Here is a 21153-nt window from a genome sequence, read left to right on the forward strand (position 1 = left end):
TTGATGAAGAAACAAATCATCTACCTTATAACTGCACTTTTACCCGGAAGCGTTTTTGCACAACTGGTTGATAAAACACCGGCTGCCGTACCCAACGCCCCGGCTGTTTTCAGTACCGAACCCTGGGAAGACCCGTTGGTGAGCGGCATTAACCGTGATGTCTCTCGTGCTACGGCTTATTCGTTTGCTACAATAAATGAAGCTTTAAAAGGCGAGCGTGAAAAATCGGGCCGCATGTTGTCGCTCAACGGACAGTGGGATTTTTCGTTTGCCGAGAAACCTGCCGATGCACCTAAGGATTTTTACAAAAGCCGTGTTAGCGGCTGGAAAAAAATAGCCGTGCCTTCAAGCGTAGAAATGCTGGGTTATGGCAAGCCTATTTATAAAAGCGCGGTATATCCGTTCCGCCCGGTTAATCCACCTTATGTACCGCATGATGTGAACGGCGTGGGCAGCTACCAGCGCACGTTTACCCTGCCAGCAAACTGGAAAGACATGAACGTTACCCTGCACTTTGGCGGCGTGAGTTCGGGCTTTAAGGTTTGGTTGAACGGCAAGTTTTTAGGTTATGGCGAGGATAGTTTCCTGTCATCGGAATTTAACATAACGCCTTATTTACAGGCAGGTGAAAACATTGTGTCGGTACAAAACATCCGCTGGAGCGATGGTTCTTTTTTGGAAGATCAGGATCAATGGCGTTTAAGCGGCATTCACCGCGAGGTAATATTACTGGCCGAACCTAAACTCCGAATTGCCGATTTCTTTTACCAAACCAAGTTGGATAAGCAGTATAAAGATGCTGTGCTGAGCATTCGCCCGCGTATGGAGAATTTGACTGGTAAGGCTATCAACGGCTATCAGCTTAAAGCCCAGTTGTTTGACAAGAACAGCAAAGCAGTTTTCGACAAGCCATTGCAACGTAGCGTTAACGATATTATTAACGAGATATATCCGCGTTTGGACAACGTAAAATTTGGCCTGATGGAAGCCAAAGTAAACAACCCTGCCAAATGGAGCGATGAACAGCCGAACTTATATACACTTACTTTATCGTTAGAAGATAGCACAGGTAAGGTATTGGAGGTGAAGAGTTGTCGTGTAGGTTTCCGCAGTGTGGAGTTTGCCAAGGATAACAGCAAACTGCTCATCAATGGCAAGGTGACTTATTTGTACGGCATCAACCGTCCCGACCATCATGCCGTTAAAGGCAAGGCCCTTTCGCGCGAAGATATATTGGAGGATGTGCGCACCATCAAGCGTTTCAACTTTAATTGCATACGCACCAGCCATTACCCAATGGACCCGTACCTGTACGACTTGTGCGACCAATACGGTATTTTGGTGATAGACGAGGCCAACCTCGAAACCCACGGACTCGGCTCCAAACTAAGCAACGACCCTGCCTGGACCAGCGCTTATCTTGACCGCGCCACGCGGATGGTTATGCGCGATAAAAATCACCCGAGCATCGTTATCTGGAGTTTGGGTAATGAAGCCGGCAGAGGACCAAACCACGCTGCAATGGCCGCCTGGATTCATGATTTTGATATAACCCGTCCCGTGCATTACGAACCTGCACAGGGCACGCCGCAGGCCGAAGGCTACATTGATGTAACCGATGCGCGTTACCTCAAACCAAACGATCACTCGCACCGCCTGCAAAACCCCATTGACGAGCCTTATGTAGATATTGTAAGCCGCATGTACCCGGCCTTATACACAGCGCCTTTGCTGGTAAACCAAAAAAACGGTGATAACCGCCCCATTTTCTTTGTAGAATACTCGCATGCTATGGGTAACTCAAACGGTAATTTGAAAGACCTGTGGGACCAATGGCGTTCGGTACCGCGTGTAATTGGTGGTGCTATTTGGGAATACAAGGATCAAGGTTTGCTGAAACGCGATTCGGCCGGGACTGAGTTTTTTGCCTACGGCGGCGATTACGGTGAAAAGTATTTTGACAATTTTACTATAAAAGGAACGGTAGCTTCGGACGGGCGCCCTAAGGCGGCTATGTTTGAGAGCAAGCACGTGTTTCAACCTGTGGTGAGTGAACTGGTTGATGCAGCTAAAGGCCTGGTGAAAATTACTAATCGTAGTGCTGTGCAATCGTTAGCCGGTTTTGCCATTTTGCTGCAAGTGCGGCAAGACGGTAAAATTGTGGTAAGCAAACCGCTACCATCCATCAACCTTGCAGCCGGTAAGGATACCACCATCAGCGTTAAATCTTACCTGCCATCATTAAAAGCAGGAAATGAATACCTTGCTGATATTCATTTCAGCTTAAGCAAAGATGAACTTTGGGCAGCCAAGGGTTACGAGGTTGCATCAGACCAATTTGCATTGACCGGCTTGGTACAAACCAAAGCGGTAGCTGCTAATGGTGCCGTTATCTTAAACGATGGTGCCGATGCTTATACCCTAACCGGTAAAGGCTTTAAATTAAGCATCAACAAGCAAAATGGCGCTTTAAGTTCATACCTATTCAACAATCAGGAACAAATAGCAGCCCCGTTGCTGCCGCATTTTACCCGTCCGGTAACTGATAACGATCACCGCGGCTGGAAATCGGATAAAAAATTGAAGCCCTGGTATACCTCAGCTCCTAAACTAAAAGATGTAAAGGCCAATAGACTGGCCAATGGTTCGGTGGCTGTAATTAGTAATTATATAGTCGTGGGCGATAGCGCTGCGGTAACCGTAACTTACACTGTTAATGCAACAGGTGTAGTTAAGGTTGATTACCAGTTTACGCCAAAAGTAAGCGGCCTACCTAACCTGCCAAAAGTGGGTATGCAGGGCGGCATTAAACGTAGTTACGATAACATCAGTTACTACGGCCGTGGTCCTTTAGAAAATTATATTGACCGTAGAAGCGGATTTGAGGCTGGTATTTACAGCCAGTCGATTACCGATTTTATGGAGCCTTACGCCGTACCGCAGGAAAACGGTAACCGCACCGATGTACGCTGGATGTTTTTAGGCGATAAGCAGCAAAATGGTTTGTTGGTAGTAGCCGATAGTCTGCTGAGCATGAGCGCCTGGCCGTACACCGAAGCCAACATTGTAGGTGCCAAGCACACCAACAAACTGAAAGATGCCGGTTACGTAACCCTCAATATCGATTTAATACAAATGGGCGTAGGCGGTAATGACAGCTGGTCGGACGTGGCTGCACCGCTGGATATTTACCAGATACCGGCTAAGCCATATAGCTATGGGTTCACTTTGTTGCCTTGTAAAGCTACGCCTGCTAATGTTGGTATTGTGGTAAGTAAGGTGAAAAGTAGTAAGTAGTACAGAAGCCTCGGCCGCGTTAGGGATAGCAGTGGAAAGCCCGGAGTGAAGCATAGCGAAACGAGGACTTGTAACGGATAGCCCGACCCGGAGGGTAACGCCCAAAAGAAAAATAAAAAATAGACACGTCGTCATTTCGAGTGATAACGAGAAATCTTGTAAAGCGAATAAGCTGAGCAATTCGAACAAGATTTCTCCTAAGGCGAATTGACAAGTAATTAATAATTTAATTGAGAATGAAGAAGAACCTGATAAGATGTCTAACACTTAGTATTATATGCCTGAGTTCTTCCATTGATAAAGTTTTTGCACAAACCAACGGCAAAACCACCCAACAGCCCGATTTAGGGAAGGTCTTTAAGAACCCACCGTACGCTGCCAAATCGTGGGCAATATGGTATTGGATGCAGGCTTCGGCAAGTAAGGCTGGTATAACAGCCGATTTGGAAGCCATGAAGAATGCCGGTTTGGGTGGTGCCTATTTAATGACTATTAAAGGCGTTTCTAACCCGCCGTACATATCGCCGCCTGTTGAGCAGCTCTCGCCGTTGTGGTGGGATATGGTGAAATTTTCAATGCAGGAGGCCGACCGCTTAGGCTTGAAGATGGGCATGCACGTAAGCGATGGTTTTGCGTTGGCCGGTGGCCCGTGGATTACCCCCGAGCTGTCGATGCAAAAGGTAGTGTTTAGCAAAACCATGTTGAACGGCGTTAAGCAATTTAATGATACGCTGCAGCGCCCGGAAAGTTATAAAGGCTATTATAAAGATATTTCAGTGCTGGCTTACCCGTCGCCTGTTGGTGCGGGAGTAAGCAGCAATACGGTTAAGCCTAAGATAACAACCAGTTTGCCTAATACTGATGTGCAGTTTTTAGCCGAGGCAGGCAACAGGAAAACCTTTGCCACTACCGATTCCTGCTGGGTTCAACTGGAGTTTGCCAAGCCTTTTCTGTGCCGCTCTTTGGTGGTGCATACGGCATCGCCTAATTACCAGGCGCAACGTTTACGCATTGAAATAAGTGATGATGGCAAGACATTCCGTAAGGCAGGGCAGTTATTGCCGCCGCGCCACGGCTGGCAGGATGCCGGTATCGACGTTACGCATGCTATCGCACCAACCACAGCCAAATATTTCAGGTTCTACTACAACCGCGATGGTTCGGAACCGGGAGCTGAGGATCTGGACTTTGCCAAGTGGAAACAATCATTAAAAATTACGGGTATAGAGTTATCGTCCGACCCGCGTATCAGCCAATATGAGGGTAAAACCGGGGAAGTTTGGCGCGTAAGTAAAAATACCACGGCCGAGCAGTTGCCTGCCGAATTGTGTATTAATACAGATAAAATTATTAACCTTACTGATAAGCTGGATGCTAGCGGTAAGTTAAACTGGAAAGTGCCTGCGGGTAACTGGACTATTTTACGCATTGGCCATACTTCTACCGGGCATACTAATGCTACGGGTGGCAAAGGCGCTGGCTTGGAGTGCGATAAGTTTAACCCGGTAGCCGTTAAAATGCAGTTTGATCACTGGTACGGCGAGGCATGGAAACAGATTGGTCCTGAATTAGCAAGCCGGGTATTGAAGGTTTTCCATATGGATAGCTGGGAGTGCGGCAGCCAAAATTGGTCGGCCGGGTTTGCGCAGGAGTTTAAGCAGCGCCGGGGGTACGATTTAATGCCTTACCTGCCTGTAATGGCTGGTGTGCCGGTAGAAAGTGCTGCAAAATCGGAACAGGTACTGGCCGATGTGCGCCAGACCATTGCTGAGCTAATTGTTGATAAATTCTACGTTACGCTGGCTAACCTGGCGCACGAAAAAGGCTGCACCTTTACGGCGGAGAGTGTTGCGCCAACCATGGTAAGCGATGGGCTGTTGCACTACAACATTCCCGATGTTACAATGGGCGAATTTTGGTTGAATAGTCCTACGCACGATAAACCTAATGATATGTTGGATGCTATTTCGGGCGGGCATATTTATGGTAAAAATATTATCCAATCGGAGTCATATACCGAGCTGCGCACCATGTGGAACGAGCATCCGGGTATGTTGAAGGCCTTGGGCGACCGTAACCTGGCGTTAGGTATTAACAAAATTGATTACCACGTAAACATGCACAACCCTTGGATTGACCGTAAACCCGGCATGACCCTCGATGGAATCGGCCTGTTTATGCAACGCGACCAAACCTGGTACAAGCCCGGCCGTGCATGGGTTGCATACGTTAACCGTTGCCAGGCATTGCTGCAGCAAGGTCACCCGGTTACCGATGTTGCCGTATTTACCGGCGAAGAAACCCCGCGCCGTTCGCTACTACCCGATAGATTGATACCTACCTTGCCCGGCCTTTTTGGCGCCGAAAGAGTTGTCCGTGAGAAGGAGCGTTTGGCTAACAAAGGTTTGCCTATGCGTACTATTCCTATTGGGGTAAATAGTAGCGCTAACATGCTGGGTTCTGAAGACTTGATTGATCCATTGCGTGGTTATAAGTATGATTCGTTTAACCTTGATGCGCTGATGCGCTTGGCTAAAGTAGTGAACGGGCGAGTTGAACTGCCCGGCGGCGCCAGTTACAAGGTGCTGGTTATACCAGGCGCTACGCAAATGCTGCCTAACGGTGCAGTGCGATCGGCTGCGGTGGTTAATAAACTGAACCAGTTGATAGCCGATGGCGCTACCATTATCTATCACCCGGAGACTGGCCCGGCGTTAAAGCAAAGCGGAAAAGGAAAATTGATAATTGGACCTTACCAGCAGCCTGATTTGAATAGTATTGGTTTAGAGAGAGACTTCATTGCATCTGAAAATGGTAAGACTGCCGATAGCATTTCGTGGAATCATCGTTCAGGAAATAATAATGAAATATATTTTATTTCAAACCAGTTGAGCGCTAAACGCAAGCTCGAGGTATCATTGCGTTTAACCAACCAAATACCTGAGCTATTTAATGCCCTTACCGGCGAAATTAGCGAAGCGCCAGGCTGGAAAATAGAAAATAGCCGTATATTGGTTCCTGTGGAGTTGGAAGTTGGCGGGTCGGTATTTGTGGTGCTGCGTACGCCAACCAAATCTTTAGCAGGTGCGGTAAAGACTAACCCTGCCCCGCAAAACGTTCAAACTTTATCAACGGCCTGGACAGTTACCTTTAACCAACAATTGGGCGGACCAAAAGCACCTGTAAAATGGAATGCTTTACAAGACTGGAGCCTCTCCGCCGATTCAACCATCCGTTATTATTCGGGAACTGCCGTTTATGCACAAAGCTTTAATTGGAAGGCTACAGCCAAACCGGGCGAAAGTGTATGGCTGAATTTAGGAAAGGTAGACAACCTTGCCGAGGTAAGCGTTAATGGCGTGCCTTGCGGCGTGGCCTGGACAGCGCCTTACCGTGTAAATATCACAAAGGCCCTTAAAACGGGCAAGAACGAAATTAAAATAAAAGTAACCAACACCTGGGCCAACCGCTTAATGGGCGATCACCGTTTGCCTAAAGAAAAGCAGATAACCTGGACCAACGCGCCTTACCGTTTAGAGGGGAGGCCATTACTACCGGCAGGCTTGATGGGGCCGGTGGTTTTGGAGAAGGTTGGGAAATAACAGTAACCTGTCACGTTACACATGTTTCGGCAACCGACGGATACGCAGGCAGTAGGCTTAGGATATGAATTGCTGAAACAAATTCAGTATGACATAAGACATTACTTCATACCTCACAATTACGTGCGAATAAACTAAACGTAGAGGCACTATACTTTGTGCCTCTTATGAACATGAAAATGATGAAGACGCTGATTAAAATAAAATGCATAACCGCATTGCTGGCTTTGGCCGGTACGCAGGTTATGGCGCAAAGCAAGGCGCTGGTTAACACTTCGGCAAGCCCGTATGCCAAGCTTGGCAGTGTTGATATGGGCAACGTTACCTGGACCAAAGGCTTTTGGGCCGACCGTTTCCAGGTGTGCCGCGATACCATGATACCTAACTTGTGGAAGGTTTATACTGATCCTAATGTAAGCCACGCTTTCAAAAACTTTGAGATAGCGGCTAAATTAGATACTGGATCGCACTCGGGCCCTCCTTTTCATGATGGCGATTTTTATAAGCTATTTGAGGCAGTGGCCAGCATGTATGCCGTAACCAAGGACCCAAAGCTTGATGCATTGATGGATAAAACCATTGCAGTTATTGCCAAAGCACAAAGGGCCGATGGTTATATCCATACCCCAACCATTATTGCCGAGCGTAACGATCCGAAAAATGCCAAGGCATTTGCCGACAGGTTGAATTTTGAAACCTACAATTTGGGTCACTTAATGACAGCCGGTTGTGTGCATTACCGCGCTACAGGTAAAAAAACAATGCTCAACCTGGCTATTAAGGCTACCGACTATTTGTACAACTTCTATAAAAAAGCATCGCCCGAGTTGGCCCGTAACGCCATTTGTCCATCGCATTACATGGGTGTGGTTGAAATGTACCGTACCACACGCGACCCTAAATATCTGGAGCTGTCTAAAAACCTTATAGATATTCGTGGTTTGATGAAAGATGGTACCGACGATAACCAGGACCGCATCCCTTTCCGTAAACAGACCAAAGTAATGGGCCATGCCGTACGTGCTAACTACCTTTTTGCCGGTGCCGCCGATGTTTATGCCGAAACTGGCGATCAATCTATAAAAGATGTGCTCGACTTGATGTGGAACGATGTGGTGACACGCAAAATGTATGTAACGGGTGGTTGCGGTGCGCTGTATGATGGTGTATCGCCCGATGGAACTTCTTATCAGCCAACTGACGTGCAGAAAGTTCATCAAGCTTACGGCCGCGATTACCAATTACCAAACTTCACCGCTCATAATGAAACCTGTGCTAACATTGGCAACGTGCTTTGGAACTGGCGCATGCTGCAAACCACAGGCAAGGCTCAATATGCCGATGTAATGGAGCTGGCTTTGTACAACAGCGTGCTTTCGGGTATTAGTTTAAACGGTAAGAACTTCTTATACACTAATCCTATGAGCTACTCTGATGATTTGCCGTTTAGCCAGCGCTGGTCAAAAGATAGAGTACCTTACATCAAGCTATCCAACTGTTGCCCGCCAAACGTAGTACGTACAATTGCCGAGGTGAGCGATTATGCTTACAGCGTATCAGACAAAGGTTTGTATTTTAACCTGTACGGTGGTAATGCCTTGAACACGAAACTGAAAGATGGTTCGGCTTTAAAGCTTAATGTGGTTACCGAATACCCGTGGGATGGCAAAGTAAGCATCACTTTACAGCAAGCACCTAAAAATGCTTATTCAATGTTTTTGCGTATACCGGGCTGGTGTAAAGAGGCCACCTTGTTGGTGAATGGCAAACCTGTAGAAGCAGCATTAACCAGCGGTGAGTACGCTGAGGTAAACCGCAAATGGAAAACGGGCGATAAAATTGAACTGAATCTGCCTATGCCGGTTCAACTGTTAGAATCGAACCCGTTGGTTGAGGAAACCCGCAACCAGGTGGCGGTTAAACGTGGTCCGGTGGTATATTGCCTTGAATCGGCCGATTTGCCTAAGGGACAAAAAGTGTTCAACGTTGCCATACCTGTTAAAAATAATTTGAAGCCTGAGTTGATTAAGATAGAGAGCAGCCCAATCATGAGCCTTACCGGCCAGGCCGATTTGCTTGGAGAAGCAAGTTGGAAAAATACACTTTACCGCGAGGTGGGTACTGCAAGTTCAAAAGTTAACGTGCGATTAATACCTTATTATGCGTGGGGTAATCGTGGCCATGTGGACATGGCTACGTGGTTGCCGGTGGATAGGTAGGTCTTTTTTTAATTATGATTGGTGTCATTTCGACGTTAGTAGAAATCTTAGACGCATAGCTCGGATGGGATTTCTCCTAACGTGGGAATGACATTTTTATTCGTAAAATATTCATTAGCCTGTCGCTTCCCGCTCATTCGCCGCGGAGGCTGTTACTTTGTCATAGCCACAAAGTAACCAAAAGGCCTATTCATCGCAATCCCTGCCATCCCTCAGGCAGCTCCCGGCCGGGTGCGCTGAATGCCCAACGCTCTTCAAAGCAAAACAGCAAAGTTGCGCCTCAGCTTTACTGTTTGCTTTTTCTTGGATATCTTTTTCTCTCACTTACACTTTGGGAGTTTGTCACCTTCTGGCTTCGGGATGAAAGCGGGGCAGCACTGATGGACTGTCCGGTGACATTTTTAGTTAAACAGGATTCGGTTGTGGTAACGCTTTAGTAACAAACTATGCAAAAGCACTACCCTAACGATATTTTTTTTGCGGCATCAGTGTTTTGCGGGTAGCACAAGCCCTAGTTAAAGCACAGCAGTGATATAGCAAATAAACGTAGCCGCAACCTTTTCTTTGGGTTACTTTTCTTTTAGCAAAAGAAAAGTAACATCCACTGGCTTACGGCAAGTACATCCCTGTGCTAACAAGGCACTGGCTGAAGTAGAAGCACAAAGCTTTTTCTACACAGAAATTGCTTCGTTCCTCGCAATGACGGGGTTAGTTAATCACTTCAACATATTCACCACATCACCCTTTCTACTCTCCGGCCACACCTTTAAATCAACTAATTTACCGGCTTTAACCGTAGCCTCAACTGTGGTTTCATAAGGTGCATGCAGTTTAAAATGCACGTCCCAGGTTTTGGGCCATGCAGGGAAGAGCATGATTTTTTTGCCGTCGGTTTGCAGGAGCATTTCCTGTACGCCAATCATGCCCGAGCTGCCCCAGTTATGGTCGGGTGTCCAGTCGTAACCAGGACCCCAAAAGGCAGGGAAACGGCGGCCGGAATTTTTCAGTTTGAAGATACTAAGCTTGGCGGCTTCATCGGTTAAGCCCAGGCGGGCAGCAAAAATATTATCCTGTTTCCAGCCCACACCGCTACGGAATTTTACAGCAAGGGTGTCGTACTTCCAAGTGTTAAGGGCTACGTCAATATCAGGTTTGCCAACGCCATAAATCCCCCAAGGAAAAACAGGGTATAGCTGCATGCTTTCAGTATTGTTTACCCGTTCCCAGTTTTGTGCAGGGGCAATGGTTTTATGGCCGTTTGTTTCACGAAAACTCATAGGAGGGATGCGGCTAAGCATCAGGTTCCAGTTCTTTTTTTGCTCGTCGGTTAAGTAACCGGCGGGAAGCTCCAGCAGGCGTTTAAGCACCGTTTGCAGGGCGGCAATAGTTGAGCTGGAGTTGTAGGCCATTTTAAACGTTTCGCCTGCCGAACCGGGATAAAGCACCAGTTTCCCATTTCCATCAAAGGCTTTGCTTCCACGGTTGCGAGCTAAGTATTGGTAGTGCTCATTAAAGAAAGTAAGGCAGCTTTCAATAAAGGGGATATACTGTTTAACGTCTTTGCCGGTGTAACGCTCGGTTTCGAGCATCATATAGCAAAACTCAAGCACCGTGTCCCACTCATACTCCAGCCAGGCGTTGTACTCCATGCCTTTGTCGTAACCGGCAGGGCGTTTCCAGCCGTATTCGGTAACATTGGGCAGTCCAAAATTCTCCAGTTGTTCAGTGAAGCTTGCACCTGCGTGGTTCCAGTAGGTTTTGCTGCGTAGTTCGGCGTTTTTGAGAGTGCGCAGGTAGAAATCAAACTGCGGTTTCATCAGCTCAAAGTCGCCATTTTTGAGCATAGGGTAGTATACCAGCCGCTGGTTTTGCGCGGTCATTAAACCGCCTCCCCAAAGGCGAAAATCGGGGGTGAATTTAGATGCACTATCAGTAAACTGAGGATCATAAGTAAACAGGCCACCATTAAATTTAGTAGGGTATTGCCCGTAAGCATTGCATCCCAGCATATAACGAAATAACTGGTAATTGCGCCCAACCTGCCAGGCTTGGCTTTGAACCGAATCAGTATTGATGTATATAAAGCTGCGATTCCAGTACTGTTTCCACCAGCTTTGGGTATTTAATTCGGCTTTCTTGGCCAATTGGGCTTCTTTGATTACTTGGTGTAACCCGGCCTGCCATTGACCAAAAGCGGGCACTTGTGACGTATGCAGGTACAGCTCAATGTTTTGTTTTTTGGAGGCTGATTTACTTTGCAGTTTCCAACCTCTAAAAGCTGTACCATACAGCGTTCCTGTATACGTTCCGGCATCAACCATGCCCTTACCCTGCATGCTGCCGCCAAAGGTAAGGTGCTTCAAGGGGTTAAACATTTGCGCTTTTACGCCATCCATACCCTCATGAGCTACCGTTGCATCAAAAACGGTGGTGTCTGCATTGCGATGATAAAAAACAATACTATTGCCGCTTGCAGTAACCTTGTCCTTACGGGTACGAATGTCGGGGCGGTTTGCCCATTTCCACGATCCTTGATTGTTTTCGCGGCCTTTGGTGTAACGGTCTTCTGTGCGCCAGCTTTCATACGCGGCTTCTGTCTTTATGGCTTGATTGCTGCTTACATCCACATGTATCACCGGCCTATGCACATCCACCCAAACCTTAATGTTTGCTTTCAATTTACCGTTGCTGCCCTCAATATTAACCGCGCCGGTTTGTAGGGAAAGTTCCTGCTTGAAATTTTTGCCCTCAAATGGATTAGGATACAATTTTACCCGCACCCGGCCAAGTTTTAAAAAGGTGTTATTTTCATCAAATGTGCCGCTTTTAGATAAATAAAAGAACATTGCACCTTTTTCTACCCAAACATTTAAGCCAATATCGCCGCCACCGCAGGGCATGCTCTCACCTGAGTTTTGGCTTTGGCTTGTCCAAACAATATTATTTTGCTTTAGCTCATTAGTTTGAGCCAAGGCAGTGCCGGCTACAAATGAAATAACAAGGCAGGCAATCGAAAGCAGATACCTCATTCTGTTACCAATTATCTGTTCTGAATGATGATACCGGCAAGCCGTCTGTTCCGTAAAGTTCGCCTACAATAAAATCGCGGAAAGCGTAGCGTACGGCAACAGGTTGTTTAACCTGGGACGATGATACGTTTACTGAGCTGCCACTGATCACCGCTTTGGCAGGATAAAACTTTTGGTCTTTACCTGCAATTTCAAATTGGGTTAAAGGTTTGCTGTATGAGGTTAAGCCGTTGGCAACGTTAGTAAATTTGATGGTTGCCAAAGTGTCTTTAACGGTTATTGATTCATATTCGGGGCTGGCAAAACCAAAGCCTTTAATATCATAAACTTTACCTAAAGCAAGATAAGCCAGCCGGGTACCGCCCGGTTCTTTGCGCGCAGGGTGAATGCTGGGTTGTTCGCCAATATCCATTAGCACGGCCATGCCGCTGTTAGGAATGGTTTTTAATGACTTACGTTGCGCATCGCGTAAGTAAGCCGAATTGTATTTGCCGCCTTTGTTATATGGTGGCAGTTGGGCGTAGTCATACGGTGCTATCTGTGCATATAAAAACGGAAAATCACCTTGCGCCCAAAGTTGGCGCCAGCGTTTTACTAATGCAGGAAACAACAGTTCGTAATTATCCGGGCGTTCGTAGTTTGATTCACCCTGGTAGTAAATGGCCCCTTTGATGCCGTAACCTAAAATCGGATGCAGCATACCATTGTATAAGGTAGTAGGGGTACGGCTTACCTGTTTAATGGTATCGCCCTTTGCCGGAATTTTTACTTCGGGGAAAGCCTTCAATACATCCGGGTCTACCCATGCTTCGGCATATGAGCCGCTATAACTGCAGTTAATTAAACCAACCGGCACGTTGAGCATCTCGTTCAGCAATCGGCCAAAATAATAGCCGGTAGCGCTAAAGTTGCTCACAAACTCCGGACTTGCAACCCGCCACTCCGACGGCTTGCTGTTTTCCTGAACCTCGGTTACCGATGAACGTGGAACGGTATATAAACGAATGTTGTTATTTTTTGATTTGAGGATAGCTTCATTCGATCCCATGATGGGCTGGCCTTTAAACCCCTTCATCGGCATCTCCATATTTGATTGGCCGCCACATAGCCACACTTCGCCAATTAACACGTTATCAAGTTTGTTAATTTGCCCGTCGTTTATGGTTACGGTATAAGGACCGCCAAAAGATGGGGTGGCCACCTTTATTTTCCACTTGCCGGCATTATCGGTAACGGTTTTATAAGTTTTATTGTTCCATGAGGTGGTTACGCTTACAGGCTTGCCGGGTTTATCCCATCCCCAAATGGGTACGTCCATTTGTTGTTGCAGCACCATGTTGCTGGTAAAAATAGAGGCAAGTTTAACTTGCCCATAAGCCGCAACACTTAGCGCAATAAATATAATTGTCGCGAATACACTTCTTCTCATATCCCCAAAAATAGAGGATTTATAATGAAGGGCGTAATGTTAAATAAAAAGGATTTTCGATATGCTCGCGGCGGTTGTTAATAATCATCTGCGCCACGCTTTCGCCCATTTTCTGAAAATCGGTACTAATGGTAGTTAGTCCGTTCAGAATAATCTTTTTTACCGGTGTTTCATTGTACGATATAATGCCTACATCCTGCCCAATTTTAAACTGAGTTTGTAATAGTCTTTCAATCAAAACCACCACATCGTTCTCCATTAAGGTGATGTAGCATTCACCTGCGTTAATGGGCTCGTTTTGTATGTTTTTAACTACTTTATAATTGAAGGCATATTGCGTGCAAAAGTTATAAAAGCCCTTAAGTATTTCAGTTGAGTGATAGGTATGCTCAGGGAAGGTGATTTTAATTGTATGATACTTGCTTAGGGGTTTTAAAGCTTGTTCGAGGGCGTTAAAAATATCCTTTTCAAAGTTTTCATAAACTGCAGCATATTGCCCGTTTACTCCTTTAACCATTTTGTCGAGCAATATAAGCCTGTCTTTTGGAATTTTATTGATTACCTCCTGTAAGCCTTCATCACCGCCATCTAAAAAATGACTGATTATTACAAAGTGTGTGTAGTCGTTATTAGCGTTTTCAATGAGCTTTTTAAAAAGTAGAAAATTGTTATCGTAAATATAAAAATCTATAGCCGCCTGTTGCTCAAGCCCGGCTATAATAGCATCGTATATAATTTTTTTATGAGTGCTAAGCTTGTTAAAAAGCAAAAATACTTTAAAACGCTGTACTGTTTCAACGCTTTTGATATAGTAGCCTTTACCCGGCACAGACCCCAATATGCCAATTGATTTAAGGTGCTTGTATGCTTTCTCTGCAGTATCGCGCGATATTTCGAAATTGTAGTTAAGCTCGTTGATGGATGGCAGCGTATCGTTTTTACTTAAACGTCCGTCTCGTACGGCTTTGGCTATGGAGTTAGCCAGTTGCAGGTACTTAGGCGTTGAAGAATAATAATCAATTTCAATGTATTCTAAAAACGAAATTGGTTTCATGTACAAACTATTGCTACGAGTAGTTAACAAGGCATTGGCGGCCTTATAACAGGTTTATAAAATTTAAGTTTGAGCAGGTTTGGTGTGTTGTAAGCGCGGTTTAATAATGAGTACTAAAGCAGCCACAACAGCTTTGCCCACAAGGTAATCACATTTGCCGATATTGACATTTTTATTGTATAAAATTGTCTAATTAATACTTGGTTTAGGTTATTAACAGGTTAATAAAGTATTATTGTAAAAGCTACCTTATGTTGAAGCATCCATCATTACGGCCAAAAATAACCATGACAGTGCATGATAGCTGTGTAGGTCAGCTTTTCTACTTTCGCTACCAACCAATTATAATATAATTTATCAGAATGCAGGCAATTTTAGGCGTTATTTTTCACTTCATAGGGGGCTTTGCATCAGGCAGCTTCTACATTCCTTATAAAAAGGTAAAGGGTTGGGCGTGGGAGAGTTTCTGGATAGTGGGAGGATTGTTTTCATGGTTAATTGTGCCACCATTGGCAGCCTGGTTAACCATTCCCAACTTTGTTGAAATTATTAAACAAACCAACGCCGGTATATTAGGCCTAACCTACTTTTTTGGCCTGCTTTGGGGTATTGGTGGTTTAACTTATGGCTTGGGCGTGCGCTACTTAGGTGTAGCATTGGGTAGCTCCATAATATTAGGTTTGTGTTCCATATTTGGTTCATTAATACCATCATTCTATTATGAATTGTACCCGGCCGATGGTAAAGATTCCATAAGCCTGCTTATGAGTACAAACTGGGGCCAGATGGTGCTTTTGGGTATTGCGGTATGTGTATTAGGTATTGTGATATGCGGCCGTGCAGGTGTACTAAAAGAAAAAGAACTTTCGAAAACACAGGATGTTGCCGCAACTAATACCGAGTACAAGTTTGGCTTGGGAATTATACTGGCTATTATATCAGGTATATTAAGCGCTTGCTTTAATTTTGGTATCGAGGCTGGTCACAGCATGTCTGACACGGCTAACAAAATTTGGATGGCGGCTAACCCGGGTCAGGGTAATTTCTTGTACCAGAACAACGTAACCTACATTGTAATACTATGGGGTGGTTTAACTACCAACCTGGTTTATTGTATGATACTTAATGCGCGCAATAAAACATTTGGCAACTACACCGATAAAACAACACCGCTGCTGGCCAACTACTTATTTTCAGCATTAGCAGGTACAACCTGGTTCCTTCAGTTTTTCTTCTACGGAATGGGTGAGAGCCGTTTAGGTAACGGACCAAGCTCATGGATACTGCACATGGCATTCATTATTTTAATTGCCAACCTATGGGGTTTGGTTTTAAAAGAGTGGAAAGGCGTAAGCCGCAAAGCATATATAACAGTGGTTGCAGGTATTGCTACCATCATACTTTCGGTATTGATTGTAGGTTACGGTAACTCTTTAAAAGGATAATTTATTTAGAAAAGTAAAACACATTAAAATTAATATGTCTGTTAAATCAACCGAATTTAAGCACGTAAGCTATTTATGGGACGATGCCAAAGCAGCCGAACTGGCTGGTGATGAGGTAGCCCTTTTAATATATCGCTCAAACCTATTGGGCGCCGATTTACGCCTTACCAACTATGGCGGTGGTAACACTTCGTGTAAATTAATGCAAAAAGACCCGCTTACCGGTCAGGAAGTGGAAGTAATGTGGATCAAAGGTTCAGGTGGCGACATCGGTACTTTGAAAAAAAGCGGCCTTGCTGCTTTATATGTTGACCGCTTACGTAGCCTTAAAAATGTATACCGTGGTGTTGAGTTTGAAGATGAAATGGTTGAACTTTTTAACCACAGCATCTATGACTTAGCTTCAAAAGCGCCATCAATTGATACACCTTTACACGGCTTTTTACCATTTGCCCACATCGACCACTTACACCCTGATGCAGCTATTGCTATTGCAGCTGCTAAAGACGGAAAAAAAATTACCGAAGAGTTATTTGGCGGTACCATTGGTTGGGTTGAATGGAAAAAACCAGGATTTGAGTTAGGCTTACAGTTAAAAGCTTGTTTAGATGCTAACCCTGGCATTCGTGGTATTATGTTAGGCTCACACGGTTTATTTACTTGGGGCGATACTGCTTACGAAAGCTACATCAATACCTTAGAAGTAATTGAAAAATGTGCTGAATACTTAGAGCAAAACTATGGCAAAAAAGGCCCTGTGTTTGCCGGTCAGAAAGTGCAAAGTTTAGAAGCAGAAGCTCGTAAAAAACAAGCTGTTGCCTTAGCACCAATCCTGCGTGGTTTTTGCTCAAGCGAGCGCAACATGATTGGTCACTTTACTGATGATGCACGCGTATTGGAGTTTATCAATTCTAATGATTTAGAGCGTTTGGCACCACTGGGTACCAGCTGCCCTGATCACTTCCTTCGTACTAAAATAAGCCCATTAGTGTTAGATTTGGCACCTGACGCTGATTTGAGCGATGTTGAAGGCCTTAAAGCTAAATTAGCTCCTGCATTTGAGGCTTACCGTCAAATGTATACCGACTACTACAACACCTGCAAACACGATAACAGCCCTGCCATTCGCGATACCAACCCGGTAATTATTCTTTACCCTGGCGTAGGTATGTTCAGCTTCTCTAAAGACAAGCAAACTGCCCGTGTAGCTGCCGAGTTTTATACCAACGCTATCAACGTAATGAAAGGTGCCGAGGCTATCTCTGAGTACACTTCATTGCCACGTCAGGAAGCGTTTGATATTGAGTACTGGTTACTTGAAGAAGCCAAACTACAGCGCATGCCTAAGCCGAAAGCTTTAAGCGGTCGTATTGCCTTAATTACCGGTAGTGCCGGTGGTATTGGTAAAGCTATTGCCAAAAAGTTTGTTGAAGAAGGTGCTGTTGTTATTTTGAACGACATGAACGCTGAGCGTTTAGAAGGTGCCGGTGAGGAGTTTAAAGCTGCTTACGGTAAAGATTCATACGCTACTGCGGTTATGGATGTTACCAGCGCCGAGCAAATTCAGCGTGCTATGGATGTAGCTGCGTTAAACTTTGGTGGTGTTGACTTAATTGTGAACAATGCCGGTTTATCAATCTCTAAAACCATTGCCGACCATACCGAAAAAGACTGGGACCTGTTATATGATGTATTGGTAAAAGGCCAGTTCTTTGTAACCCAGGCTGCTGTTGCCGTAATGAAAAAACAAGCCATTGGTGGCGATGTAATTAACATTGTGAGCAAAAATGCCTTGGTAAGCGGACCAAACAATGCCGGTTACGGTAGTGCTAAAGCTGCACAATTACACCTAAGCCGTTTAAATGCAGCCGAATTAGGTCCTGATAAAATCCGTGTTAACGTGGTTAACCCTGATGCCGTTATCAGCGATAGCAACATTTGGGCTGGCGGATGGGCCGAAGGCCGTGCAAAAGCTTACGGTATTACCGTAGCCGAATTGCCTGCCTACTACGCAAAACGTACATTATTAAACGAAATCATTTTACCGGTAGATATTGCTAACGCTTGTTTTGCCATCACCGGCGGCCTGTTAGGTAAATCAACAGGTAACGTAATTAACGTTGACGGTGGTGTGGCTGCCGGTTTTGTAAGATAGATACTAAGTTCATGGTTCATAATTGATGGTTCGTGGCTAATGCCAAATCATTACTATGAACCATGATTTATTAACCAATAACTACTAAATTATGCAAATGGAAAAATATAAAATTGATGAGTTAAATCATCAGGCCAGCGGCAAACATCAGCGTGCGTTTGAGTACGTTGCTGCCGATGTTAAAGATCTGGATAGCGTATTAGCCAAGTTAGAAGCTTTCAACGTAGCTATACCAAGCTGGGCTTTAGGAACCGGTGGTACTCGCTTCGGCCGTTTTTCGGGTGGTGGAGAGCCTCGCAGCCTCGAAGAAAAAATTGAGGATGTAGGTGCTATCCAGGCACTAAACAAATCAAGTAATTCTATCTCCCTGCATATTCCATGGGATATTCCATCAAACGCCGATGCCATCAAAGCAGCAGCTGCTCATCATGGTTTACGTTTTGATGCGGTTAACTCAAACACTTTCCAGGATCAGAAAGACCAGCAGCACAGCTTTAAGTACGGTTCATTACATCACGTTGATAAAGCCGTGCGCAAGCAAGCGGTAGAACACAATATCGAGGTAATAAAATACGGCGTTGAATTAGGTTCAAATGCCTTGTCTGTATGGTTGGCCGATGGTTCAAACTTCCCCGGTCAGTTAAACTTCCGTGGCGCTTTCCAAAATACCTTAGAGAGCTTACAGGAAATTTACGAGGCATTGCCAGACGATTGGAAAGTATGGGTTGAATATAAACCTTATGAGCCAAACTTTTACTCAACCACTATTGGCGATTGGGGTCAGTCGTTATTACTGGCTAACAAGTTAGGTCCTAAAGCATCAACACTGGTTGATTTAGGTCATCACTTGCCAAATACCAACATCGAGCAAATCGTATCGTTATTGCTGATGGAAGGTAAACTGGCCGGTTTCCACTTCAACGATTCTAAATACGGTGATGACGACTTAACCGTTGGCAGCATCAATCCATACCAGTTGTTCCTGATCTTTAACGAACTGGTTGAAGGTATGGACGCCCGCGGCATGACTCATGCTACCGATATTGGCTGGATGATCGACGCTTCTCACAATTTGAAAGACCCAATTGAAGATTTGATCCAGTCGGTTGAGGCTATCAAGATTGCTTATGCTCAAGCCTTATTGGTTGATACTGCTGCTTTAAAAGCTGCACAAGCTGCTAATGATGCTGTACAGGCACAGGAGATATTACAGGCTGCTTACCGTACCGATGTTCGCTCATTAGTGGCCGAAGCCCGCTTACGTGCAGGTGGTGCAATTGATCCTTTAGCTGCATACCGTAGCCTTGATGTACGTGGAAACTTAATCAAAGAGCGTGGCGCTAAAACTGTTGCCACCGGACTATAACATTGAACATGACGCCAACACCCGTAATAGCCGTATTTGATGTAGGCAAGACCAACAAAAAACTGTTCTTGTTTAACGAAGATTATAAGATTGTTTACGAGAAATCGGCCCGCTTTAACGAAACGGCCGACGAGGATGGCGACCCCTGTGAAAACATTGATAGTTTACGGCTTTCGGTTTTCGATTCTTTGCGCGAGATTTTCAAGCGTAAGGAATTTGATGTGAAAGCCGTAAACTTTTCATCGTATGGTGCCAGTTTTGTTTATGTAGATGAGGATGGTGCACCGTTAACCCCGCTTTACAACTATCTTAAAACTTACCCCGATGAGCTGCACAAGCAGTTTTACGAAACTTATGGGGGCGAGTCTACTGTGGCCCGTCAAACTTCATCGCCCGTGTTGGGCAGTTTAAATTCAGGCTTGCAGCTTTATCGTTTAAAACATGAACAACCCGAAATTTTTAGCCGGGTTAAATATGCCTTGCATTTACCGCAATACTTAAGCTATTTAATTAGCGGACAAATGTTTAGCGATGTTACCAGCATTGGCTGTCACACTAGTTTGTGGGATTTTGAAAGAAATAGTTATCATGATTGGGTAGTAAAGGAAGGACTTGCCGAAAAGCTGGCTCCGGTACGTAACGCCGATGCAGTGATGCCGGCTGCGTTTCCAGGCAACAGCTATAGTGTTGGTATTGGTTTGCACGATAGCTCATCAGCACTTATCCCTTACCTGGTAAGCTTTACCGAGCCGTTTGTATTGCTTTCAACGGGTACCTGGACCATAACGCTGAATCCTTTTGATCATTCTCCGTTAACAGACGAGGAACTGAAGAACGACTGCCTTAATTACATTCAGTATAAGGGCCAGCCGGTTAAAGCCTCACGTTTGTTTGCGGGCTATGAGTACGAGCAGCAAGTGAAACGTATTGCGGCTCATTACAACCAAAATACGGCACATTACCGCACCATCAGGTTTGATGCCGACATAGTAGCCAAACTATTAGCCCGGGAAACTGTTAAAAGGACCGGAGCTACAAGTTTACAAGCATCTGTGTTTGGTCAGCGTGATTTAGGCACCTTTGCAAATGAAGAGGAAGCTTACCACCGCCTGATGATGGACATTGTTGATCAGCAAAAAATATCGACCGGTTATGTTTTAAAAGAGAACTCGGTTAAGCGTATATTTGTTGATGGAGGGTTTAGCAAGAATGCGGTTTATATGCATTTGTTGGCCGCAGCATTCCCTCACACCGAGGTGTTTGCCGCTTCTATGGCCCAGGCTACTGCCGTAGGTGCAGCCTTAGCCATTCACAAGGCCTGGAATTCTAAACCCTTGCCACATGACTTGCTCGAACTGAAATTTTACTCAGTTACACAAGGTATTACAACGTAATTTAGTTATACACAATATAAAAACAGAATAGGAGCGATAGATGCGTGTAGGTTTATTTGTACCGTGTTATGTCGATCAGTTTTACCCTGGTGCTGCCATTGCTACCCTGCAATTGCTAGAGAAGCTGGGCGTAGACGTGGTATATCCCAAAAACCAAACTTGT

The 21153-nt window shown here is 45.2% G+C and carries 11 protein-coding genes; 8 read left to right on the forward strand and 3 right to left on the reverse strand.

The window, feature by feature from the left end; all coding sequences use genetic code 11:
- The first annotated feature begins 3 nt into the window (after positions 1-3).
- The 3 genes from QZ407_RS05290 to QZ407_RS05300 all read left to right on the forward strand — a co-directional run bounded on the left by QZ407_RS05290 (position 4) and on the right by QZ407_RS05300 (position 9118).
- Positions 4-3297, forward strand: a complete 3294-nt coding sequence (locus QZ407_RS05290; RefSeq protein ID WP_295768326.1) for a glycoside hydrolase family 2 TIM barrel-domain containing protein — start codon at positions 4-6, stop codon at positions 3295-3297.
- 236 nt (positions 3298-3533) lie between these two features.
- On the forward strand, positions 3534-6899 hold the full coding sequence (locus QZ407_RS05295; protein ID WP_295768328.1) for a glycosyl hydrolase: 3366 nt from the start codon (positions 3534-3536) through the stop codon (positions 6897-6899).
- Between the two features lie 173 nt (positions 6900-7072).
- Entirely contained in the window at positions 7073-9118 is a 2046-nt protein-coding gene (locus QZ407_RS05300; protein ID WP_295768330.1) for a glycoside hydrolase family 127 protein, read from the forward strand.
- Positions 9119-9834: 716 nt separating this feature from the next.
- Here QZ407_RS05300 and QZ407_RS05305 read toward each other — a convergent pair.
- The 3 genes from QZ407_RS05305 to QZ407_RS05315 are packed head-to-tail and all read right to left on the reverse strand — an operon-like array spanning position 9835 to position 14630.
- The gene (locus tag QZ407_RS05305) at positions 9835-12147 is read right to left on the reverse strand and encodes a DUF5703 domain-containing protein (RefSeq protein ID WP_295768332.1); all 2313 of its coding nucleotides are present in this window, start codon (positions 12145-12147) and stop codon (positions 9835-9837) included.
- A gap of 4 nt (positions 12148-12151) precedes the next feature.
- Positions 12152-13576 carry a sialate O-acetylesterase gene (locus tag QZ407_RS05310; protein WP_295768335.1) on the reverse strand — a complete coding sequence of 475 codons (1425 nt, stop codon included), beginning with the start codon at positions 13574-13576 and terminating at the stop codon, positions 12152-12154.
- A gap of 19 nt (positions 13577-13595) precedes the next feature.
- Positions 13596-14630 (reverse strand): GntR family transcriptional regulator, encoded by a 1035-nt coding sequence (locus QZ407_RS05315; protein ID WP_157539828.1) that lies wholly within the window; start codon positions 14628-14630, stop codon positions 13596-13598.
- A gap of 362 nt (positions 14631-14992) precedes the next feature.
- Here QZ407_RS05315 and rhaT point away from each other — a divergent pair, with 362 nt between their 5' ends.
- The 5 genes from rhaT to QZ407_RS05340 all read left to right on the forward strand — a co-directional run.
- The gene (rhaT, locus tag QZ407_RS05320; protein ID WP_295768339.1) at positions 14993-16075 is read left to right on the forward strand and encodes an L-rhamnose/proton symporter RhaT; all 1083 of its coding nucleotides are present in this window, start codon (positions 14993-14995) and stop codon (positions 16073-16075) included.
- Between the two features lie 34 nt (positions 16076-16109).
- Complete coding sequence (locus QZ407_RS05325) at positions 16110-18230, forward strand: bifunctional aldolase/short-chain dehydrogenase (RefSeq protein ID WP_295768342.1); 2121 nt, start codon at positions 16110-16112, stop codon at positions 18228-18230.
- Between the two features lie 91 nt (positions 18231-18321).
- The gene (locus QZ407_RS05330) at positions 18322-19596 is read left to right on the forward strand and encodes a TIM barrel protein (protein ID WP_295768345.1); all 1275 of its coding nucleotides are present in this window, start codon (positions 18322-18324) and stop codon (positions 19594-19596) included.
- A gap of 8 nt (positions 19597-19604) precedes the next feature.
- The gene (locus QZ407_RS05335) at positions 19605-20990 is read left to right on the forward strand and encodes an FGGY family carbohydrate kinase (protein WP_295768348.1); all 1386 of its coding nucleotides are present in this window, start codon (positions 19605-19607) and stop codon (positions 20988-20990) included.
- 40 nt (positions 20991-21030) lie between these two features.
- Positions 21031-21153 (forward strand): (Fe-S)-binding protein (locus tag QZ407_RS05340; RefSeq protein ID WP_295768368.1); only part of this gene is annotated, 123 nt, incomplete at its 3' end.

It is taken from the genome of uncultured Mucilaginibacter sp., assembly GCF_913773635.1.
Classification (GTDB): domain Bacteria; phylum Bacteroidota; class Bacteroidia; order Sphingobacteriales; family Sphingobacteriaceae; genus Mucilaginibacter.